The 15,562-nt window shown below is 67.8% G+C and carries 14 protein-coding genes and 1 pseudogene; 4 read left to right on the top strand and 11 right to left on the bottom strand.

Annotation, left to right across the window (positions count from 1 at the left end; genetic code table 11):
* Positions 1–126: 126 nt before the first annotated feature.
* Positions 127–447 (bottom strand): hypothetical protein, encoded by a 321-nt coding sequence (locus ACWCQK_RS36050; RefSeq protein WP_451162446.1) that lies wholly within the window; start codon positions 445–447, stop codon positions 127–129.
* A gap of 173 nt (positions 448–620) precedes the next feature.
* On the opposite strand from ACWCQK_RS36050, the pseudogene ACWCQK_RS36045 reads away from it, so the two are divergent.
* Positions 621–719 (top strand): annotated as a pseudogene (locus tag ACWCQK_RS36045) (hypothetical protein); the annotation flags it as partial.
* A 240-nt stretch (positions 720–959) separates the two neighbouring features.
* Positions 960–1,643 (top strand): Lrp/AsnC family transcriptional regulator, encoded by a 684-nt coding sequence (locus ACWCQK_RS36040; protein ID WP_451162490.1) that lies wholly within the window; start codon positions 960–962, stop codon positions 1,641–1,643.
* A gap of 156 nt (positions 1,644–1,799) precedes the next feature.
* Here ACWCQK_RS36040 and ACWCQK_RS36035 read toward each other — a convergent pair whose 3' ends face one another.
* The 10 genes from ACWCQK_RS36035 to ACWCQK_RS35990 all read right to left on the bottom strand — a co-directional run bounded on the left by ACWCQK_RS36035 (position 1,800) and on the right by ACWCQK_RS35990 (position 12,112).
* Positions 1,800–3,317: a GMC family oxidoreductase gene (locus tag ACWCQK_RS36035; protein WP_451162444.1), complete on the bottom strand. Its 1,518-nt coding sequence runs from the start codon at positions 3,315–3,317 to the stop codon at positions 1,800–1,802.
* A gap of 141 nt (positions 3,318–3,458) precedes the next feature.
* Positions 3,459–4,823, bottom strand: a complete 1,365-nt coding sequence (locus ACWCQK_RS36030; RefSeq protein WP_451162442.1) for an aldehyde dehydrogenase family protein — start codon at positions 4,821–4,823, stop codon at positions 3,459–3,461.
* The gene (locus ACWCQK_RS36025) at positions 4,823–5,923 is read right to left on the bottom strand and encodes a phenazine antibiotic biosynthesis protein (RefSeq protein ID WP_451162440.1); all 1,101 of its coding nucleotides are present in this window, start codon (positions 5,921–5,923) and stop codon (positions 4,823–4,825) included. Before ACWCQK_RS36025 ends, ACWCQK_RS36030 begins: the two co-directional genes overlap by 1 nt.
* A gap of 111 nt (positions 5,924–6,034) precedes the next feature.
* Positions 6,035–6,682 (bottom strand): phenazine biosynthesis FMN-dependent oxidase PhzG, encoded by a 648-nt coding sequence (gene phzG, locus ACWCQK_RS36020; RefSeq protein ID WP_451162438.1) that lies wholly within the window; start codon positions 6,680–6,682, stop codon positions 6,035–6,037.
* A gap of 13 nt (positions 6,683–6,695) precedes the next feature.
* Positions 6,696–7,517 carry a PhzF family phenazine biosynthesis protein gene (locus tag ACWCQK_RS36015; RefSeq protein WP_451162436.1) on the bottom strand — a complete coding sequence of 274 codons (822 nt, stop codon included), beginning with the start codon at positions 7,515–7,517 and terminating at the stop codon, positions 6,696–6,698.
* Positions 7,518–7,528: 11 nt separating this feature from the next.
* Positions 7,529–7,882 carry a hypothetical protein gene (locus tag ACWCQK_RS36010; protein ID WP_451162434.1) on the bottom strand — a complete coding sequence of 118 codons (354 nt, stop codon included), beginning with the start codon at positions 7,880–7,882 and terminating at the stop codon, positions 7,529–7,531.
* Positions 7,879–9,744 (bottom strand): anthranilate synthase family protein, encoded by a 1,866-nt coding sequence (locus ACWCQK_RS36005; protein ID WP_451162432.1) that lies wholly within the window; start codon positions 9,742–9,744, stop codon positions 7,879–7,881. Before ACWCQK_RS36005 ends, ACWCQK_RS36010 begins: the two co-directional genes overlap by 4 nt.
* On the bottom strand, positions 9,741–10,364 hold the full coding sequence (locus ACWCQK_RS36000) for an isochorismatase family protein (protein ID WP_451162430.1): 624 nt from the start codon (positions 10,362–10,364) through the stop codon (positions 9,741–9,743). Before ACWCQK_RS36000 ends, ACWCQK_RS36005 begins: the two co-directional genes overlap by 4 nt.
* Before the next feature lie 24 nt (positions 10,365–10,388).
* The gene (locus ACWCQK_RS35995; RefSeq protein ID WP_451162428.1) at positions 10,389–11,555 is read right to left on the bottom strand and encodes a 3-deoxy-7-phosphoheptulonate synthase; all 1,167 of its coding nucleotides are present in this window, start codon (positions 11,553–11,555) and stop codon (positions 10,389–10,391) included.
* 47 nt (positions 11,556–11,602) lie between these two features.
* Complete coding sequence (locus ACWCQK_RS35990) at positions 11,603–12,112, bottom strand: PhzA/PhzB family protein (protein ID WP_451162426.1); 510 nt, start codon at positions 12,110–12,112, stop codon at positions 11,603–11,605.
* Between the two features lie 848 nt (positions 12,113–12,960).
* On the opposite strand from ACWCQK_RS35990, the gene ACWCQK_RS35985 reads away from it, so the two are divergent.
* Positions 12,961–14,319: an FAD-dependent oxidoreductase gene (locus ACWCQK_RS35985; protein ID WP_451162424.1), complete on the top strand. Its 1,359-nt coding sequence runs from the start codon at positions 12,961–12,963 to the stop codon at positions 14,317–14,319.
* Between the two features lie 13 nt (positions 14,320–14,332).
* Complete coding sequence (locus tag ACWCQK_RS35980; protein ID WP_451162422.1) at positions 14,333–15,445, top strand: hypothetical protein; 1,113 nt, start codon at positions 14,333–14,335, stop codon at positions 15,443–15,445.
* The last annotated feature ends 117 nt before the right edge of the window (positions 15,446–15,562 follow it).

Raw genomic sequence — 15,562 nt, 5'->3', positions numbered from 1 at the left:
GTACACTCGTCCGAAGTGTGAACCTAATGGATTCCGCCGACCGAACCCTGACGATGAGTCAGGATCCCGGCGAGTTCCTCTTGACCTGATATCCACTTCGTGGTGATGGTCATGGTCCGTAGTGGTTCAGGAACTGGTCGGGGGGCTGGTGTAGTGGCAGCGGCTGCATGCGATATTGCTGAATCGTTCGGCCTTGACCAGGCCGTGCAGGGTGGAGAGGTTCCCAGGCGGGCGTACCGCGCGGGCCTGGCGGCGCTCCTCCTCGAAGCTGTCGTCCAGGACGCGATGCCGGTACTCGGCGGACCAGCGCGGCTGTTGACGGACCGCCAGGCCGCTGGGTCCCGCGTCCGAGGCCGGCAGGCTGGTGACACCGGACCCGTATTCCTTGAACCACGATCGTGGACCCCATGCCCGCGCGCCAAGTTCCGGCAAAGCATGACCGATCACGACTGACTGACCATCATCGTGGAACGGAACTCGCCGGGGTTCTGGTGATGAAAAACGCCGTCGCCGACAGTCGAGCCCATTGACCAGGTCCTGTCCTAGGCTATTCGGGGGAAACCAGTGCCGCAGAACTTGCTGAGCAAGCCTTGCTGAGCGTCCATGGCCCTAGACGGCCAGTGGGCGACTTTTCTGAGCCAACTATCCCCACCGTAGATGAATTAGACCACTGTATCATTCACGCCCTGCGTATCGACGGTCGGGCGCCATTCAGCCGGATCGCCGAGGTCCTGGGCGTCTCCACGCAAACAGTCGCCCGTCGCTACGGGCGGCTGAGCAGCGAGCTGTCGCTTCGCGTTGTCGGGGTGGTGAATCCGCGGCAACCGTCGGGCGGGAAGTGGATTCTGAGGCTCACGGCCAGTCCGAACACCGCCCAGAGCGTCGCGTACAGCCTGGCTCGGCGGGACGACACCACCTGGGTGCGGCTCGTGTCCGGGGGAACCGAAATCTGCTTCGTCATGAACTCCGCGGCGCACCATACGCTGCTGTTCCGCGAGATCCCTCGGGTGGCCAACATCGCCGAGGTGTCGGCGCACCGCCTGCTGCACACCTATTTGGGCGGTCCCACCGCATGGCAGGGGCACACCACCGCTCTCACCGTCGAGCAGCAGGAACACCTACGCCGAGCACTCGACTCGTCGGATGACGCCGACGAGCCCAAGCTCCGTTCGTCCCTGACCCAGGCGGACTGGCACCTGTTGGCGGCGTTGCAGAACAACGGCCGTATCAGCTACACGGACCTCGCCGCGGAGACCGGCCAGTCCTCCTCGACCATTACGCGCCGACTCGCTGCTTTGCAGGCCGGCGGCATGCTCACCTTCGACGTCGAGATCAGCGCGGAGGTGTACGGCATCACCACGCAAGCCCTGCTGTGGATGTCCGTCGCCCCCGCGCACCTGAACCAGGTGGCGAGCACGCTGGTCCAGCACAGGGAACTGGCCTTCCTGGCCTCCACCACCGGCCCGACCAACCTGGTGGCCCTCGTCCTGTGCGAGAGTCCCAGCGACCTGCATGACTACCTGGCCGACAGGCTCAGCGCGCTGGACTCCATCCGCGTGCTCGAAACAAGTCCTGTCCAGAGGACCCTGAAGACCTGCAGTCCGTTCCTGCACAGCAGCCCCAGGCGTAGCGATTCAGCCTGACGCGGGTTCGGAGCCTCCATCGCTGAGCCGGGCTTCCCTGGCTGAACTCCCGTCGAGTTCGGCCAGGGGAAGCGGCGGTGACGTGCGGGAACGCGGGGCCCGGGGCTCGGCCCCGGAATCATCGAGGTGAGTGGCCGGCTTCTCGGCAGCCCGGGGTCATCGGTGGTTGTAGACGAGGTCGGCGATGCGCTCGGCGATCATGATCGTGGTGAGGTTGGTGACGCTGGAGGGCACGTACGGAACGATCGAGGCGTCCACGACCCGCAGGGCGGCGATTCCGTGCACGGCTCCGCGGGAGTCGACGACGGCCCGAGGCGAGTCGGCGGCACCCATGGGGGCGGTGGAGGTGGGGTGACCGTAGATGGAGAGGCCGGCTTCGATCACCCGCGTCAGCTCCTCGGCGTCGTCGGGCAGTTCGCGCGGCATCAGAAGCCCGGCGAGCGACGGCGCGAGGGCCGGGTCACGGGCCAGATCACGGGCGATCCGTACGCCTTCGAGCATGCGTCGGCGGTCGCGCTCGGTGCCGAGGTAGTTGTGGTCGATCAAGGGCTGGGCAAGCGGATCGCGGCCGGCGAGGCGCACCGTGCCCCGCGCCTCGGGGAGCACGAGAGCCGTGGACAGGGCGATGACGCCGCCGGGGGGCATGAACGGAGCCCCGCCTGGATGCACGGCGACGACGTTCAGGTCGAGTTCACCGTCCGCGGCCTCGCTGGAGGCGGTCCACAGCAGCGCGCCGAGCGCCGGAGCCATCTCCCCTCGCCCCGGGGCGAGGGCATGGACCGTGGGACAGAAGGGGTGGTCCTGCAGGTGTTGTCCGACGGGTAGGTCGGCGAGGGGCTCGATGCCGAGCGACGCCAGTTCGCCGGCGGGGCCGATGCCGGAGCGCAGCAGGATCGCCGCGCTTCCGTAGGTCCCGGCGGAGAGGATCACCTCGTCGGCAGGGTGCACGGTCCCGTCGGCGGTGACCACTCCGGTCGCACCGCCACCGCGGAACAGGACCCGGTCGACGTCGACGCCACCGTGCACCGTGAGATTCGGGCGAGCGCGCACCTCAGCGGTGAGGTAGACCAGTGCGGTGTTCTGCCGGATCCCGTCGAGGACGTTGACCGCGAAGGCCCCGACGCCGTCCTGCTCGGCACCGTTGAAGTCGGTGATCCGCTTGTGGCCACGGGCGACCGCGGCGTCGATGAAGCCACGATGCGCGGGGGTCAGCTCGGAGTCGGTCAGTTGGCGCACGGGCATCGGCCCGCTTCGCCCGTGAAAATCGTCCTCGCCGGTGGGGGTGTTCTCCAGGGCGCGGAAGTACGGCAGGACGTCGGCGAAGCTCCAGTCGTCGAGCCCGTTCTCGGCCCAGCGGGCGAAGTCGCGGGCACGGGCGCGGAGGGCGGCGCCGGCGTTGACGGCGGAACTCCCGCCCATCACCTTGCCGCGCAGGGCGACCATCGAGGGGGTCAGTCGCCCGCCCCGCGAGTCGTATCCCCAGTCGTGGTCCAGATCGGCGATGCGGTTGGCGTCGAGCAGCGCGTCGGGGAACTCGGTGGGGCCGTAGTCCGGCCCGGCCTCGAGCAGCACGACGCGCCGGGCGGGGTTCTCGCTCAGACGCGCGGCGAGCACCGCGCCGGCCGAGCCGCCGCCGACTATCAGGACGTCGGCCGGTTCGACAGAGTGGGACAAGGTATGACCCTTTCGATCTCGTGTGAGGTGGAGGGAACGTCCCGGTGGCGAGCCGCCGCGGGCGACGTCGGAACCGCGCTCACGGTGCGCACGTGAGCGTCGCCGGAGCCGCTTTCGGTGGCGGCTGACAGGCACGGGGAGTCAGTTCCGGATGACGCCCTTGTTCCGCATGAGGAAGTCGGCCAGGTAGCCGTCGTGCGGTACCGAGGGATCCATCCAGTGGGTGTGCCGGCTTCCCAGGTACAGGTTGCTGATGGTCGGCTCGCCGAGCAGGCGGTCGATGAGCCGGCTGTCGTGGGTCATCGCGTTGAGCACGAGCGTGTTCTTCAGCGGCTCCGTACCGGCCTCGGGCGTCCACGGCGCGATCCACACGCAAGGGAACGGCAGTTCCACACCTGCCTGCGGAGCGGCTGGACCGTCGAGTTGGTGGACGGCCGGCATCAGCGCGGCGCTCCCGTCACCGAGTTCGCCCACGATGCCGTCGCCGCCGAGCCAGGGCCGGGTGCCCGCCGCCTTCTTCAGCAGGTACGTTTCGATCGCCTTGGCGACCGCGACCGGCTGCACGGGGAGTACGGCCTTGTCGTCCTCGGGAGGCAGGGCCGTCGCGGTGGACAACCGGGCCGCGACCGCCTCGGCGAGCGGAGCCGGGTCGCCCTCCACGAAGACGGCTGTCGTGTTCACGCATCCGGTCCCGCCGTGGCCGCTCACGGATGAGACGATCACGTCCAGGTGGTCGCGCCAGTCCACGTCGGCGGTGATGAGGATCTTCGACCGGCCCGGCCCCTGCGGCAGCACCGTCGCGGCCTCGCCGTACTTGCGGGTCACCTCCTCGCCGCCGTACACCATCCCCAGGTCGGCGCCGCGCAGGATGGCGTCGGCACCGGCGTGGTCGGTGGGCAGGAGCACCACCTGGTCGTCGGCGAATCCGGCGCTCCGCAGTGCCGCCACGAGCCGGTGCGGGGTGAAGGGATCGCGGCTCGACGGACGGACCGCGACGCGGTAGCCCAGCGCCAGTGCCTCCGGCCAGATGCTGTGGGTGCCGGGGTGATTGCCCGCGGCGTGCACGGCGAACACGTCTCCGCGCCGTGTCCACACCGAACGCCCGGTCCGCGTCAGCGGATCGCGCCAGGTGTCGACCGCCCCCCGGGGGCGCGCGTACTGGACGCTCGCATGAGCCTTCGCCACCCGCTCGGCGACCGTCGTGGTCGCCGTGACGACGGAGGAGACCGGGACGCCACCGACCCTGCTGACGGCGTGCTGGTACTCCTCGACGGTCAGGCCGTCGATCGTCGCGGTCGTGAAGAGCTCGGCCGCACGGATCATCGCGTCGGCCCGTTCGTCGGCCGGCATGACGCCGCCCCGGCGCAGCGCCGCCATGGTGCGGTTGACGTACAACGGCGGCACGAGACTCAGTTCCGCGAGGGCGGTGCCCGCCACATCGGTGACCGTCTGGATGTTCCTGGAGCGGTAGGCACCCGTTGCGCCGAGCGCGGGCAGGTCGATCATCAGTAGACCCCCTCGATGACGTCCTCGTCCTCGAAGACCGCGACCGTGGAGATGTCGGCGACCGAGTCCCCGACCAAGCCGTTCACCTGGGGAATCCGGGTGGCGACGTCACGTTCCAGGTTGCCGGGCAGCAGGAAGGACTTGCTGACGTGGTTGACCAGCACCCGGCCCCGCTCTCCGTAGGGCACCGGCTCGAGGCTCTTCTGATCGACGACCGTGAAGGTCACGTAGGGGGAGAACGAGTCGAAGACACACGGATCGTCGACGGAGATCCCGGCGCGCTCGCCCGCGACCCCGATGATCATCGTGCTTCCGTACTCGCCGCACAGCGCGACCTCGGGGAACACCTCGGTCTTGAAGAGGTGACGGGAGTCGGCGTCCATCTGCGTGCCTCCCCACCTGATGCACTTCACCCGCTCGTTCACCAGGGCGGTCAGCTTCTCGTCCCTGGCCAGCCGCTCCAGCAGCGGGGGAGTGATGGTGAGCAGGCCGATGTCCTGCGTCCGCAGGATGTCGGCGGCCTGGTCGATGAGGTGCTGGGCGTAGGCGTCGACCTGCCCGAACTGACCGTCGGCGATGAGCCGCTTCACCCAGCGCGGATCGAGGTCGATCGTGAAGCCGTGGCGGCCGTGCGTGACGGCGTGCTGCCGGAACAGGGTGCCCACGACGTGCGGCCCGGTCGGGATGATTCCCAGCCAGTTCCCTCCGCGCGGCACACCGTGACGGTCGAGGTTCGCGTTGCTCCAGCCCACCATGCGGTCCAGCCAGTCCCGCATCAGGACGACCCGCTTCGGGGCGCCGGTGGTGCCGCCGCTTTCGAAGAACCCGATCACGTCGGGCTGATGTCCGTATCCCCTGGGAATCAGGTCCTCGCCCCGGACGTCACGAAGCTCCGCGGCCAGGTTCGGGAAGAGCCGGAGGTCCTCGTGCGTCTTGACATCGGCTCGCGGATCGAACCCGAGAGTGGCGGCCCGGTCCAGCCAGAACGTGCAGCCGGTCTCGGGGTTGAAGTGCCACTCCATGGCGGCGCGGATGAACTCGTCCGGATCGGGCTGGACGTCGAACGGAAGGTCCAGGATCTGTTCTGCGGTAAGAGGCATGGTCTCTTCCTCGTGGAAAGGGTCGGGTGTGTCCGGGCACGACGACGACGCCGCCGAGGCGGTCAAAGGCGGTGAGCGCGCGTCAGGAGGGTCTGTCGAAGGAGTGGAGGACTACGGCTGCAGCCGGCTCGTACGCCACCCGAGCGAGTCGCGGTCGTAGCGCAGCCTGCGGTGCAGCCGGTCCGAGCTCGCGGACCAGAATTCGACGACGTCGGGCCGCAGCCGGTAGCCGACGAAGAACTCCGGCCGGGGCTGGGGCTCCCCGGTCAGTTCCAGGCCGCGTGCCCTGGCGCGCAGGGCCTCGACGTCCTCCAGGTCCTTCAGTGGCTCGCTCTGCTCGGTGACCGTCGACATGGCGTGCAACGGAATCGCCCGGGCGGACCACAGGGCGTCCGACTCGGCGTCGGGCAGCAGTTCGACCGGACCGGAGAGGATGATCTGCTGGCCGGTCTCCCGCCAGTACAGCAAACCCGACGCCCACCCCGTGGCGGCGAGTTCGCGTCCCTTCTGGCTGCGGCTGTGGCTGGTGAACACCGGACCGAGGTCGGTGACATCGGTGATGGCGACGATCCGGTTGGAGGCGCGGCCGCGGGAGTCCGCGGTGGCCAGCGCGAGCGCGCCGGGCTCGCGGACTCCGATCTCCCGTGCCTCGGAAAGCCAGCCGCGCACCAGGTGGAGGGGCTCCGCCGGCGGCTGGTCGTACTCGGGGAAGGGGAGGTCGACCTTCCCGCTGAGGGACTCGAATCCACTTGGGTCCATGAGAGATTCCCCGCTAGACATTGATGGTTCCCTCGGCAACGACGACGGCGTGCCCGCCGACGTGGACCGAGCTGACTGATTCGCCGACCCCCTCGGCGGTCGCCCTCATGACCGACGGGCGTCCCATTTCGACACCCTGGGTGATTCTGATCTCCTGCCCGTACTCGGCGAACCCGTGTCTGGCCAGGTGGATCGCGAGAGGCCCGGCGGCGGAACCGGTCGCCGCGTCCTCGACCACGCCGTAGGCGGGGGAGAACATCCGCGTCCGCCAACCCCCGTCCGCCTTGGCGAAGCAGTTGGCGGCCATGTCGGGGAAGCGCGAGAGGGCGCGATGGTCCGGGTGGAGAGCGGAAAGCGCCTCGACGTCGCTCAACCCCACGAACACGTGACGCGGCCCGTTGTGGTAGATCTCGACCGGGGCCGTCGACGACTCGACCCCGAGTGCGGCCAGGAGGTCCGGGGCGAGATCGTAGGGCTTCGAACTGGGGACCGGCTGCTCCATCCGGACCCACCCGGCGCCGTCGCGGATGCCCAGCTCGAACGGGATGGCACCCATCGCGGTCTCCAGCAGCAGCCTGTCGCGTCCCCAGGTCCGGCCGAGGGCGAAGGCCGTGCCGAGCATCGGGTGCCCGGCGAACGGCAGTTCGTTGACCGGGGTGAAGATCCTGATCCGTGCGTCGCCGTCCTGCTCGGCCGGCAGCACGAAGGTGACCTCGGAGAGGTTCATCTCCTTCGCGACGCGTTGCATCGTCCCACCGGTCAGATCCTCGCTGTCGAAGAAGACGGCGACCGGGTTGCCGAGCAGGGGCTCGCTGGCGAAAGCGTCTACGACCATGTATCGGTGCATCACGGGTGCTCCAGGGCTTGTGCCGGTACCGAGGGCCCGGCGGAGAAGGCGAGGCCGAGCGAGTCGATCCCCTCGGCCACCGCTGCGATGTCGAAGCCGGAGCGGTGGTCGGGTGCGTACCCGATCAGCTCGGCCGCCCGGTTGGGGGGCAGCTGCTGATCCGCCGGAACGTCCGAGTCCCACCACATGACCGCGCCCCAACGGCCGCGTTCGCGGTCGGCGATCCACAGCTTCAGGCGCAGTCCCCTGACCTCGTGCCACGGCTCGACGGAGCCGTCACGAAGATCCTTCTCCAGGGATTCGACGGTCTGGTGGGACCTGGCCAGGTCCCACCAGACGACATCCACTCTCATCGGCCGAGCACCCCCTGTATCGCCGCTTCGATGATGCGCGGGCCGTCGACGGTGAGCACCGACTCGGCGTGGAACTGCACCGAGGCGAAGCCCGGCCCGCGCAGCGCGTTCACCTCGCCGGTCTCCCGGTCCCGGCTCACCTCGACCACGCCGATCCCTTCGACGGTTCGCTCGCTCACCGCGCTGTGCGCGGCGAACGTGTTGTAGAAGCCCACGCGTTCGGGCACGCCGAACAGTTCGATCTCACGCTGTACGCCCTGGTTGGGCACCTCGCGGCGGTGCAGCTCGAAGCCGAGCTTCGTGCTGAGCACCTGATGGCTCAGGCATACGGCCAGCATCGGCCGGCGGCTCGCCAGCGCGGTGTCGATGGACTGCCGCAGCCTGGCGATCTTGGGGTGGGCGGTCATCCGTGGATCGCCCGGACCGGGGCCGAAGACCGTCAGGTCGTAGGCCGCCACGTCGTACGGCTCGTCGAAGCGGCGGACCGCCACGGACAACCCCAGTGACCGCAGCTGCTGGTCGAGCATCGCGGTGAAGGTGTCCTCCGCGTCCACGACCAGTGCCGTCATGCCGTCCAGCGAGGCCCCGGCCGGCGGGCGGTCATCCGTGTTCCGGAGCCAGAAGCCCGCGATCCCCTCGTTGCGGCGCTCCAGGGCGGCGCGGACCTCCGGGTCGGCCGCGTAGCCGGATGCACGGTCGGACTGGAGCGCGCTGAGCAGGGTCGCCAGCTTGCCGTGGGTCTCGGCGGCCTCGGCCATCGGGTCGGAGTGGCGCACCAGGGTGGCCCCCACCGAAATGTTCATCCGGCCACCGGGATCGATGTCGGCCGTCCGGATCAGGATCGCCGAGTCGAGTGTCTGCTGTCCGGCCGCGTCCCGTCCGATCAGCGCGGCGACCCCGCTGTAGTAGCCGCGGCCTTGCGGCTCGTAGCGCGAGATGACCTTGGCGGCGCTCTCCAGCGGGCTCCCGGTGACGGTCGGCGCGAACATCGTCTCGTGCAGGACCTCGCGCACATCGCGGTTGGTCCTGCCCTCGATCAGGTATTCGGTGTGCGCCAGCCGCGCCATTTCCTTCAGGTACGGCCCGTGGACGCGCCCCCCGTCGTCGCACAGCCGGGCCATCATCTTCAGTTCCTCGTCGAGGACCATGTAGAGCTCGTCGGTCTCCTTGGTGTCGGCGAGGAACTCCATGACCCCCTGCAAGGTGGGGCCGCCGGACGGATACCGGTACGTGCCGCTGATCGGGTTCATGACGGCCGTGCCGCCGACGAGCGAGACGTGGCGCTCCGGTGTCGCACCGACGAGAGTGTTGCGGCCGGTGTGGATGATGAAGGTCCAGTAGGCCTTCTCCTCGCGCTCCAGCAGCCGCCGGAAGAACGACAGGGCGCTGGTCAGCGAGTAGTCGCCGATGTCCGCGACGAACGAGCGCTTCATCACGAAGTTGGCGCCCTCGCCGGTGCCGATCTCCTCGGTGACGATCCGACGCACCATCTGCGCGTAGGCGTCGTCGTCCATGTCGAAGTGTCCGTCGGTCAATTCCGTCGGGACCTGCGGGAAGCCGGCGAGCGCTGCGGCGACCGGCACCGTGTCGCGAGCGGTGAGGCTCATCGCGAGCAGGGGCGTGGCGTCGTCCAGCGCGGCGAAGCCGCGATCGGCCAACTGCCGGTAGGGGACGAGGACCAGCGTGTCGAGCGCGGGCCCCGGCCCGGAGTCGTCGGCCAACGGGATGTCGTCCAGCGACTTGTACTCGGTCATCTGGCCGGTCAGGACGTCCAGCGTGCCGGGGGAGCCGCTTTCGGGACGGTGGATGATCGCGAAGGCGGGTACCTCCAGCGCGAGAACCCGCTCGAGCAGGGCGCTCATGCGAGCACGTCCTCGGTCCGGACCACCATGGCGCAGCACCGTGCCGCGTATGCGAGGGTCATCGTGTGGCGGTCTTCGGAGAAGTCGCCCAGCGCGTCGGCGACCAGGAAGGGCTGGACGTCGTGGGAGAACGCCTCCAGAGCGGTCGACAGCACGCCTATATGCGCGTAGACACCGCAAATGATCAACTGGTCACGCTGTAGCGCGCGCATGCGCTGCAGCAGCTCCGACCCGAAGAACGCGCTGTAGCGCCACTTCGTGCTCACCCAGTCGTCCGCGTCGGGTTCGAGTCCGGGAACGACCGCGCGTTCGGTCTCGTCCGTGCGCATGCCGGGGCCCCAGAAGTCCTTCAGGAGCCCACGCTGTCGGTCCGTCATCCCGCCGGGCTGTGCGGTGTAGGCCACCGGCACCCCCAGCGCTCCGCAGCGCTTCTTGAGGCCGGCGATGTTGTTCACCAATTCGCCGCGCATGCCGTCCTCGAAGGGCTCGAGGAAATAGCTCTGCATGTCGTGGATGAGGAGCACCGCCCGATCCGGGTCGACGCTCCAGCGCACGGTGTTCTCCGGCAGCGCATCACTCGGCGGCAGTCTGTACGGCGCGATCGGCGGTATTCCCGTCATCACAAGGCTCCCTCTCTAGGAATCTCAGTACTCGGACCACGCCGAGACCACCTTGATGGCCTGGGGGGTGTTGAGCCGCGGATCACACAGGCTGGTGACGGGTCCCGACCCCAGCTCGGCCGCGTCCAGCACGCACTCGGTCACGTCGTCGGGGGTCGCCTCGAGGTGAAGTCCCCCGGCCGGCACCCCCGCCAGGTCCAGGACCCGCCGGAAGCCGCGGACTTCCCGGGCGACGGTTTCCACCAGCCGGTACTTGGTGCCGTCGGCCGCGCAGTCGGTGTTCCCGTGCATCGGGTCGCTGAGCCAGACCACCGGGTGCCCGGCCGACTGCACGGCCTCGACGAGCCGGGGCAGCCTGTCGGCGACGAGGTCGGCGCCCATCCGCACGATGAGTGAGAGCCGGCCCGGCTCCCGTTCCGGGTCCAACCGGTCGCACAGCTCGACGATCTCGCCGGCGGTCATCGACGGGCCGACCTTGCAGGCGACCGGGTTGGCCACCTGGGCGAGCAGTGCGACGTGCGGGCCGTCGATCTGCCGGGTCCGCTCGCCGATCCACGGCCAGTGGGTGGAGCCGAGCAGGTGCCGGCCGCCGTCGAGCTCTCGGAGCATCGACATCTCATAGTCCAGGAGCAGTGCTTCATGGCTGGTCCAGACGACAGGCCCGCCGAGCCGGGGTGCTGACCCGACCCACCCGAGCCGCGTCGTGATCTCCCGCGCAGCCATGTAGCCCGTGAGCATGCGCAGGGGATCGGGACGCCTGCTCTCGCGGGTGGGCTCCGGCCCGTTGATCATGTGCCCGAAGAAGGACGGCAGTTCGTCGTCGCCGAGTTTCTCGACCTGGCTGGAGCGGGGCTTGGAGAACTGCCCCGCGATCCGCCCGACCCGCAGCGTCCGCCTGCCGGTGGCGGTCTCCAGGTTCTGGGCGAGCAGGTCGATGAGTCCGGTCTTGCCTTGAATGTGCCCAGCGGTGCACTCGGCCGGGTCCTCCGCACAATCCCCGGCCTGGAGCACCTGCATCTCGCCGGTGGCGACGCGGGCCAGGTGGGAGCGGAGATCCTCCACCTGCGCCGAGGTCACCAGCGGTGTGACGGATGACAGCATCGCTCGTACGAGCTCGACCTGTGAGGGATTGTCCCATTCGGGCTGATGGCGCGCCTGGGCCCTATCGATGTCGGCAAGGATGTTTCCCATAACGACCTACTCCATTGATTGGTAAGAAGCCGCCCGGCGAACGGCGTTCAGGTCGGTATGTCGGCCCGCTTGACCTGAGGGACGGCGATGCCCAGAGCCCTGAACTGCTGGCAGGGGTTCATGAACTCGCGCTGACGCTTGATCTTCCCGTTCTCGAACAGGAAGGAGTGCAGGAAGTGATTGCTGTAGTGGCCGTCGGGATAGTCGGGGAAGCGGATCGTTCCCTCGCCGTCGCATTCGACCCAGAACTGGTTGGGGTCCTGCGTGTCGAAGATCTCGACGTTCGTCCAGGCCCAGTCGGGGAAGCACTTGAGCGACCATTGGCCGTGGTCACCCAGTCGGTCTCTGCCCGTGATGACGATCGGCTGCCCGGTTTCGGTCGTCCAGAGACCACCGGTGCCGTCTTCGGTGAACAGAAGGTGTCGGCGCAGGCGATCCTCCCCGCGGGTATTCATGTACTGCGCCACGATCGCGCGGTTGCTCGCTCGCAGTTCCGCTTCGTCGCGGGACTTCGACAACGTATCGGTGGTTTCAGCGGTGCCGGTGATGTCGACCATTGGCTCTTCCTGTAGTGCCGAAGAAAAGTGGGATCACCGCGCGCACAAGGGCAGGCAGACACAACCAGTCATGGCGACGCCGAAAGAGCGCAGTCACGCATTGGTTCATGCGATTTCGGTTGAACCCCCCTCCCGCGCACTGCGGGTAGGCGAGATCTTGTTCATACCCTGGCTGGTTCGGGAAGCCGATCACCGCTGTCTGGCCGAAAAATTCCAGCCGCTATCACCGTCTGAGGGATCTGCTCCATGGCGGGCGCGAATCTGCCCGAGCACTCGTGACCCGATCTTGTTCTGGACACGCGCCTGCGCGGGCTCCTCCCACGTGCGGGCCAAGAGGGGGTGCCGGGGTTGATCCGTCGTCGGTCGATCGCGGTACGTCGGGCAGCGAGCACCACCTGATCCGCGACGGCGGCGGCACACCGCTGAAAGTGATCACGACCGGCGGCGACGTCCCCTACATCACTCAGGCTCTCGCCTGGTCGACGGCGGCGTCCCGTCCGCGGCCGGCGGGGACGCAGCGACTACTACTACCGACAGCCCGGAGCTCCGGCCCGGCACCGGTGCCCGGACACGTGCCGCCGGTCTGGCCGCCTGCGCGCGCCGGAGCCTCGCATCCGACGTGAATTTCGGCCACGCGAGCCGCGCTCGATGGAACGAACATGCCAATCCTGCGCCACGTGCGGTGACCGAACCATGGGGCACTTATGTTCGCGGTGCGCACCGCACACTTCGATGGTTTTCCACATCGAAGGATTCGGAAAACCATCGCCCCGAGTATCGGCCGCGATCCCCCATCTCTTGCATGACATACCCCATACAAGACACTTGCCCAACCAGAAGGAATTCCAGTGAAGCGTATCGGTGAACATGCGGTGGTGCTGGGAGCGAGTATTTCGGGTCTGCTTGCCGCCCGGGTGCTCTCCGAGGCATTCGACCGGGTAACGGTGGTAGAGCGTGACCAGCTGCCGGAGGGGCAGCGGACTCAGCGGCGAGGTGTGCCGCAGGGCCGCCACGCTCATGGCCTGCTCTCCAAGGGCGCGAAGGTCTTCGAGGAGCTCTTCCCCGGGATACTCGATGACTTCGTCGCCGGTGGCGCGCCCGTCATCGACGGACCTGCCGAGCTGCGGATGAGCTTGGGCGGGCACTTGTTGTGCATGGACGGCGAGTACGCCGATCTGTCCCGCACCTACCAGCCGAGCCGGCCGCATCTGGAGAGTCGGCTCCGCGCCCGGATCGGGGATCTCGCCAAGGTCAAGCTCATCGACGAGTGCCAGGTCACCGGCCTCGAGACCACCTCGGACAAGAGCGCTGTCACCGGTGTGCGTGTCAGGTACGTGGGCAGCGGCTCCGAGGATGTGATCCCCGCCGATCTGGTGGTGGACGCGACCGGCCGGTCCGGACGGACCACCAAGTGGCTGGTCGAGATGGGATACGAGCCGCCGCTCGAGGAGCGTATCGACGTCGACATCATGTACACCAGCCGGTATCTGCGGCCGGCCCGTGGGTCGATGGGCCGCGAGAAGGTCGTGATCATCGGGCACGCACCGGGGAGTCCCAAGGGCGCGGAATTCCTGGAGGAAGAGGACGGCCGCTGGGTCCTGACGCTGATCGGATACCGCGACCACCATCCGCCGACCGACCCGGCCGGGTGGGTGGAGTTCGTCAGGCCGTTGGTTCCCGAACACGTCTTCGCGGCGATCCGCGACGCCGAGCCGCTGAGCGAGATTTCCGCGCACCGGTTCCCGGCGAGCGTGCGCCGTCGCTACGAGAAGCTGACCCGATTCCCGCGCAGGCTGCTGGTGGTGGGCGATGCGATATCCAGCTTCAACCCCATCTACGCCCAGGGGATGACGGTGGCCTCGCTCCAGGCGATGGCGCTGCGTGACTCGCTGAGCGGTGACCTGGATCTGGTCGGGCAACGATTTTTCCGCAAGGCCGCCAAACCCATCGGCGTCGCCTGGAAGATGGCGACCGGCAGTGACCTGGCCCTGCCTCAGATCGAAGGCCCGAGGCCACTTCCCGTGCGGCTCATCAACTCCTACATGGACAAGGTGCTCGGCGCGGCCGAAACGGACATGGTCGTGGCCGAGAAATTCCTGAAAGTCCAGTACTTGCTCGAACCGCCGACAGCATTGTGCACTCCGGGCATCATGTGGCGCGTTTTGGCGGGAAATCGCCGGCGGCGCTTCCCGGTACACACCAGTTAATGGAGGTAACCCAATGCCCGTCTCTATCGCCGACAAAATCCTTCGGCTCTCCCTGACCACGTTCGGGTTCATCGACGCGTCGCAGTTCTTTCCGTCGCTCTCCACCTACAAGGTGGACAGGGCCTTCGATCTCACCGAGTTCGAGGAGGCCATGAAGCACTTCTTCCGGGGGAATCCGCTCTTCTCCAAGTGCCACCTGGTGGAGCTGACCTTCGACACTCCCGAGGATTTCCCCCTGTCGTCCTTCCAAGGGCTCCTCGCGGAAAAATACGAAAGCTACTACGACAGCTTCCTGCTCGCCTCCGTCACCTATCGCTCCGACCCGCACCTGCAGGGCATCTTTACGTGTATTCCGTTTCCGCTGCAAGACGGATACAAGGTTTTCCGGTTCCACCAGGCGCTGATGAAGACCCTGAAGACTCGGCAGGACGGCTTCCAGATCGCCCAAGGCCTCGCAGAGCTGGAGATCCGGGCCGATGAGCTGGCAGACTTCGTGCCGCAGGCTCAGACTTCGCCCTCCGGTGCGAGCAAGGAACTCCCCGTCACGTTCACCGAAGGCTCTGCCCCGCCGGTCAAGATCGGCTCCTTCCTGGAAAAAATGAGGGCGGATTTCCTTGGCCGCGACAGCGCGAACATGTTCGTCCTCAAGAACAGTCTCTACTCGCCGAAGCTGCCCCTCGGCAACACGCTTCGGTTTCTGACGGTGCCGCGCAGCGTCATCGCGCACAGCACGGGAATTGAGATCCGTGACTACTATCGCGCCGAGGAGCAGCGGCAGATAGACGCACTGTCCCGCATCGAGCGGCGAGAAGACTTCATCGAAGCCGGCCAGGCCCGAATCGGGAAGATGATTGCCACGCCCGACGTCTTCGCCGTCAACAACTACGGCAATGTGTCGGCGCACGACGGCTCGGACGTTCATGGGGACCAAGGCACGCTCGTGAAGTACGAGTGGCATATGCCGCTCATCGTGTTGGGGCTCACCGTGGGCGAGAGGTCCGGACTCTCGTGGACGATCACCATTCGTGACAAGGCGTTCAACTTTGCGACGGTCCGTCGCACTTCCCCGCAGGATGACATCGCCAAGGCGGCTGTCGAAGACAATCCGGCAGCGTCCGTCGTGTAGGTCTCGAAGATTTCACGAACAATCAAGGCCCGCTCGTCTTCTACCGGTCGGGGGGGGGGGGGGGGGGGCGCCCGCGCCCCCCCCCCCCCCCCCCCCTCCCCCCCGCCCCCCCGATCA

This window comes from Streptomyces sp. NPDC002306 (genome assembly GCF_053593435.1).
The sequence above is the reverse complement of the archived record's forward strand: the minus strand, read 5'-3'. Positions and strand labels throughout refer to the sequence as shown.

Excerpts from the sequence above, each read along its gene's own strand:
- ACWCQK_RS36040 (WP_451162490.1), top strand. The coding sequence starts at position 960 with ATGAACTCCGCGGCGCACCATACGCTGCTGTTCCGCGAGATCCCTCGG.
- ACWCQK_RS36030 (WP_451162442.1), bottom strand. The coding sequence starts at position 4,823 with ATGATCGACCTGCCCGCGCTCGGCGCAACGGGTGCCTACCGCTCCAGG.
- ACWCQK_RS36025 (WP_451162440.1), bottom strand. The coding sequence starts at position 5,923 with ATGCCTCTTACCGCAGAACAGATCCTGGACCTTCCGTTCGACGTCCAG.
- phzG (WP_451162438.1), bottom strand. The coding sequence starts at position 6,682 with ATGGACCCAAGTGGATTCGAGTCCCTCAGCGGGAAGGTCGACCTCCCC.
- ACWCQK_RS36015 (WP_451162436.1), bottom strand. The coding sequence starts at position 7,517 with ATGGTCGTAGACGCTTTCGCCAGCGAGCCCCTGCTCGGCAACCCGGTC.
- ACWCQK_RS36010 (WP_451162434.1), bottom strand. The coding sequence starts at position 7,882 with ATGAGAGTGGATGTCGTCTGGTGGGACCTGGCCAGGTCCCACCAGACC.
- ACWCQK_RS36005 (WP_451162432.1), bottom strand. The coding sequence starts at position 9,744 with ATGAGCGCCCTGCTCGAGCGGGTTCTCGCGCTGGAGGTACCCGCCTTC.
- ACWCQK_RS36000 (WP_451162430.1), bottom strand. The coding sequence starts at position 10,364 with ATGACGGGAATACCGCCGATCGCGCCGTACAGACTGCCGCCGAGTGAT.
- ACWCQK_RS35995 (WP_451162428.1), bottom strand. The coding sequence starts at position 11,555 with ATGGGAAACATCCTTGCCGACATCGATAGGGCCCAGGCGCGCCATCAG.
- ACWCQK_RS35990 (WP_451162426.1), bottom strand. The coding sequence starts at position 12,112 with ATGGTCGACATCACCGGCACCGCTGAAACCACCGATACGTTGTCGAAG.
- ACWCQK_RS35980 (WP_451162422.1), top strand. The coding sequence starts at position 14,333 with ATGCCCGTCTCTATCGCCGACAAAATCCTTCGGCTCTCCCTGACCACG.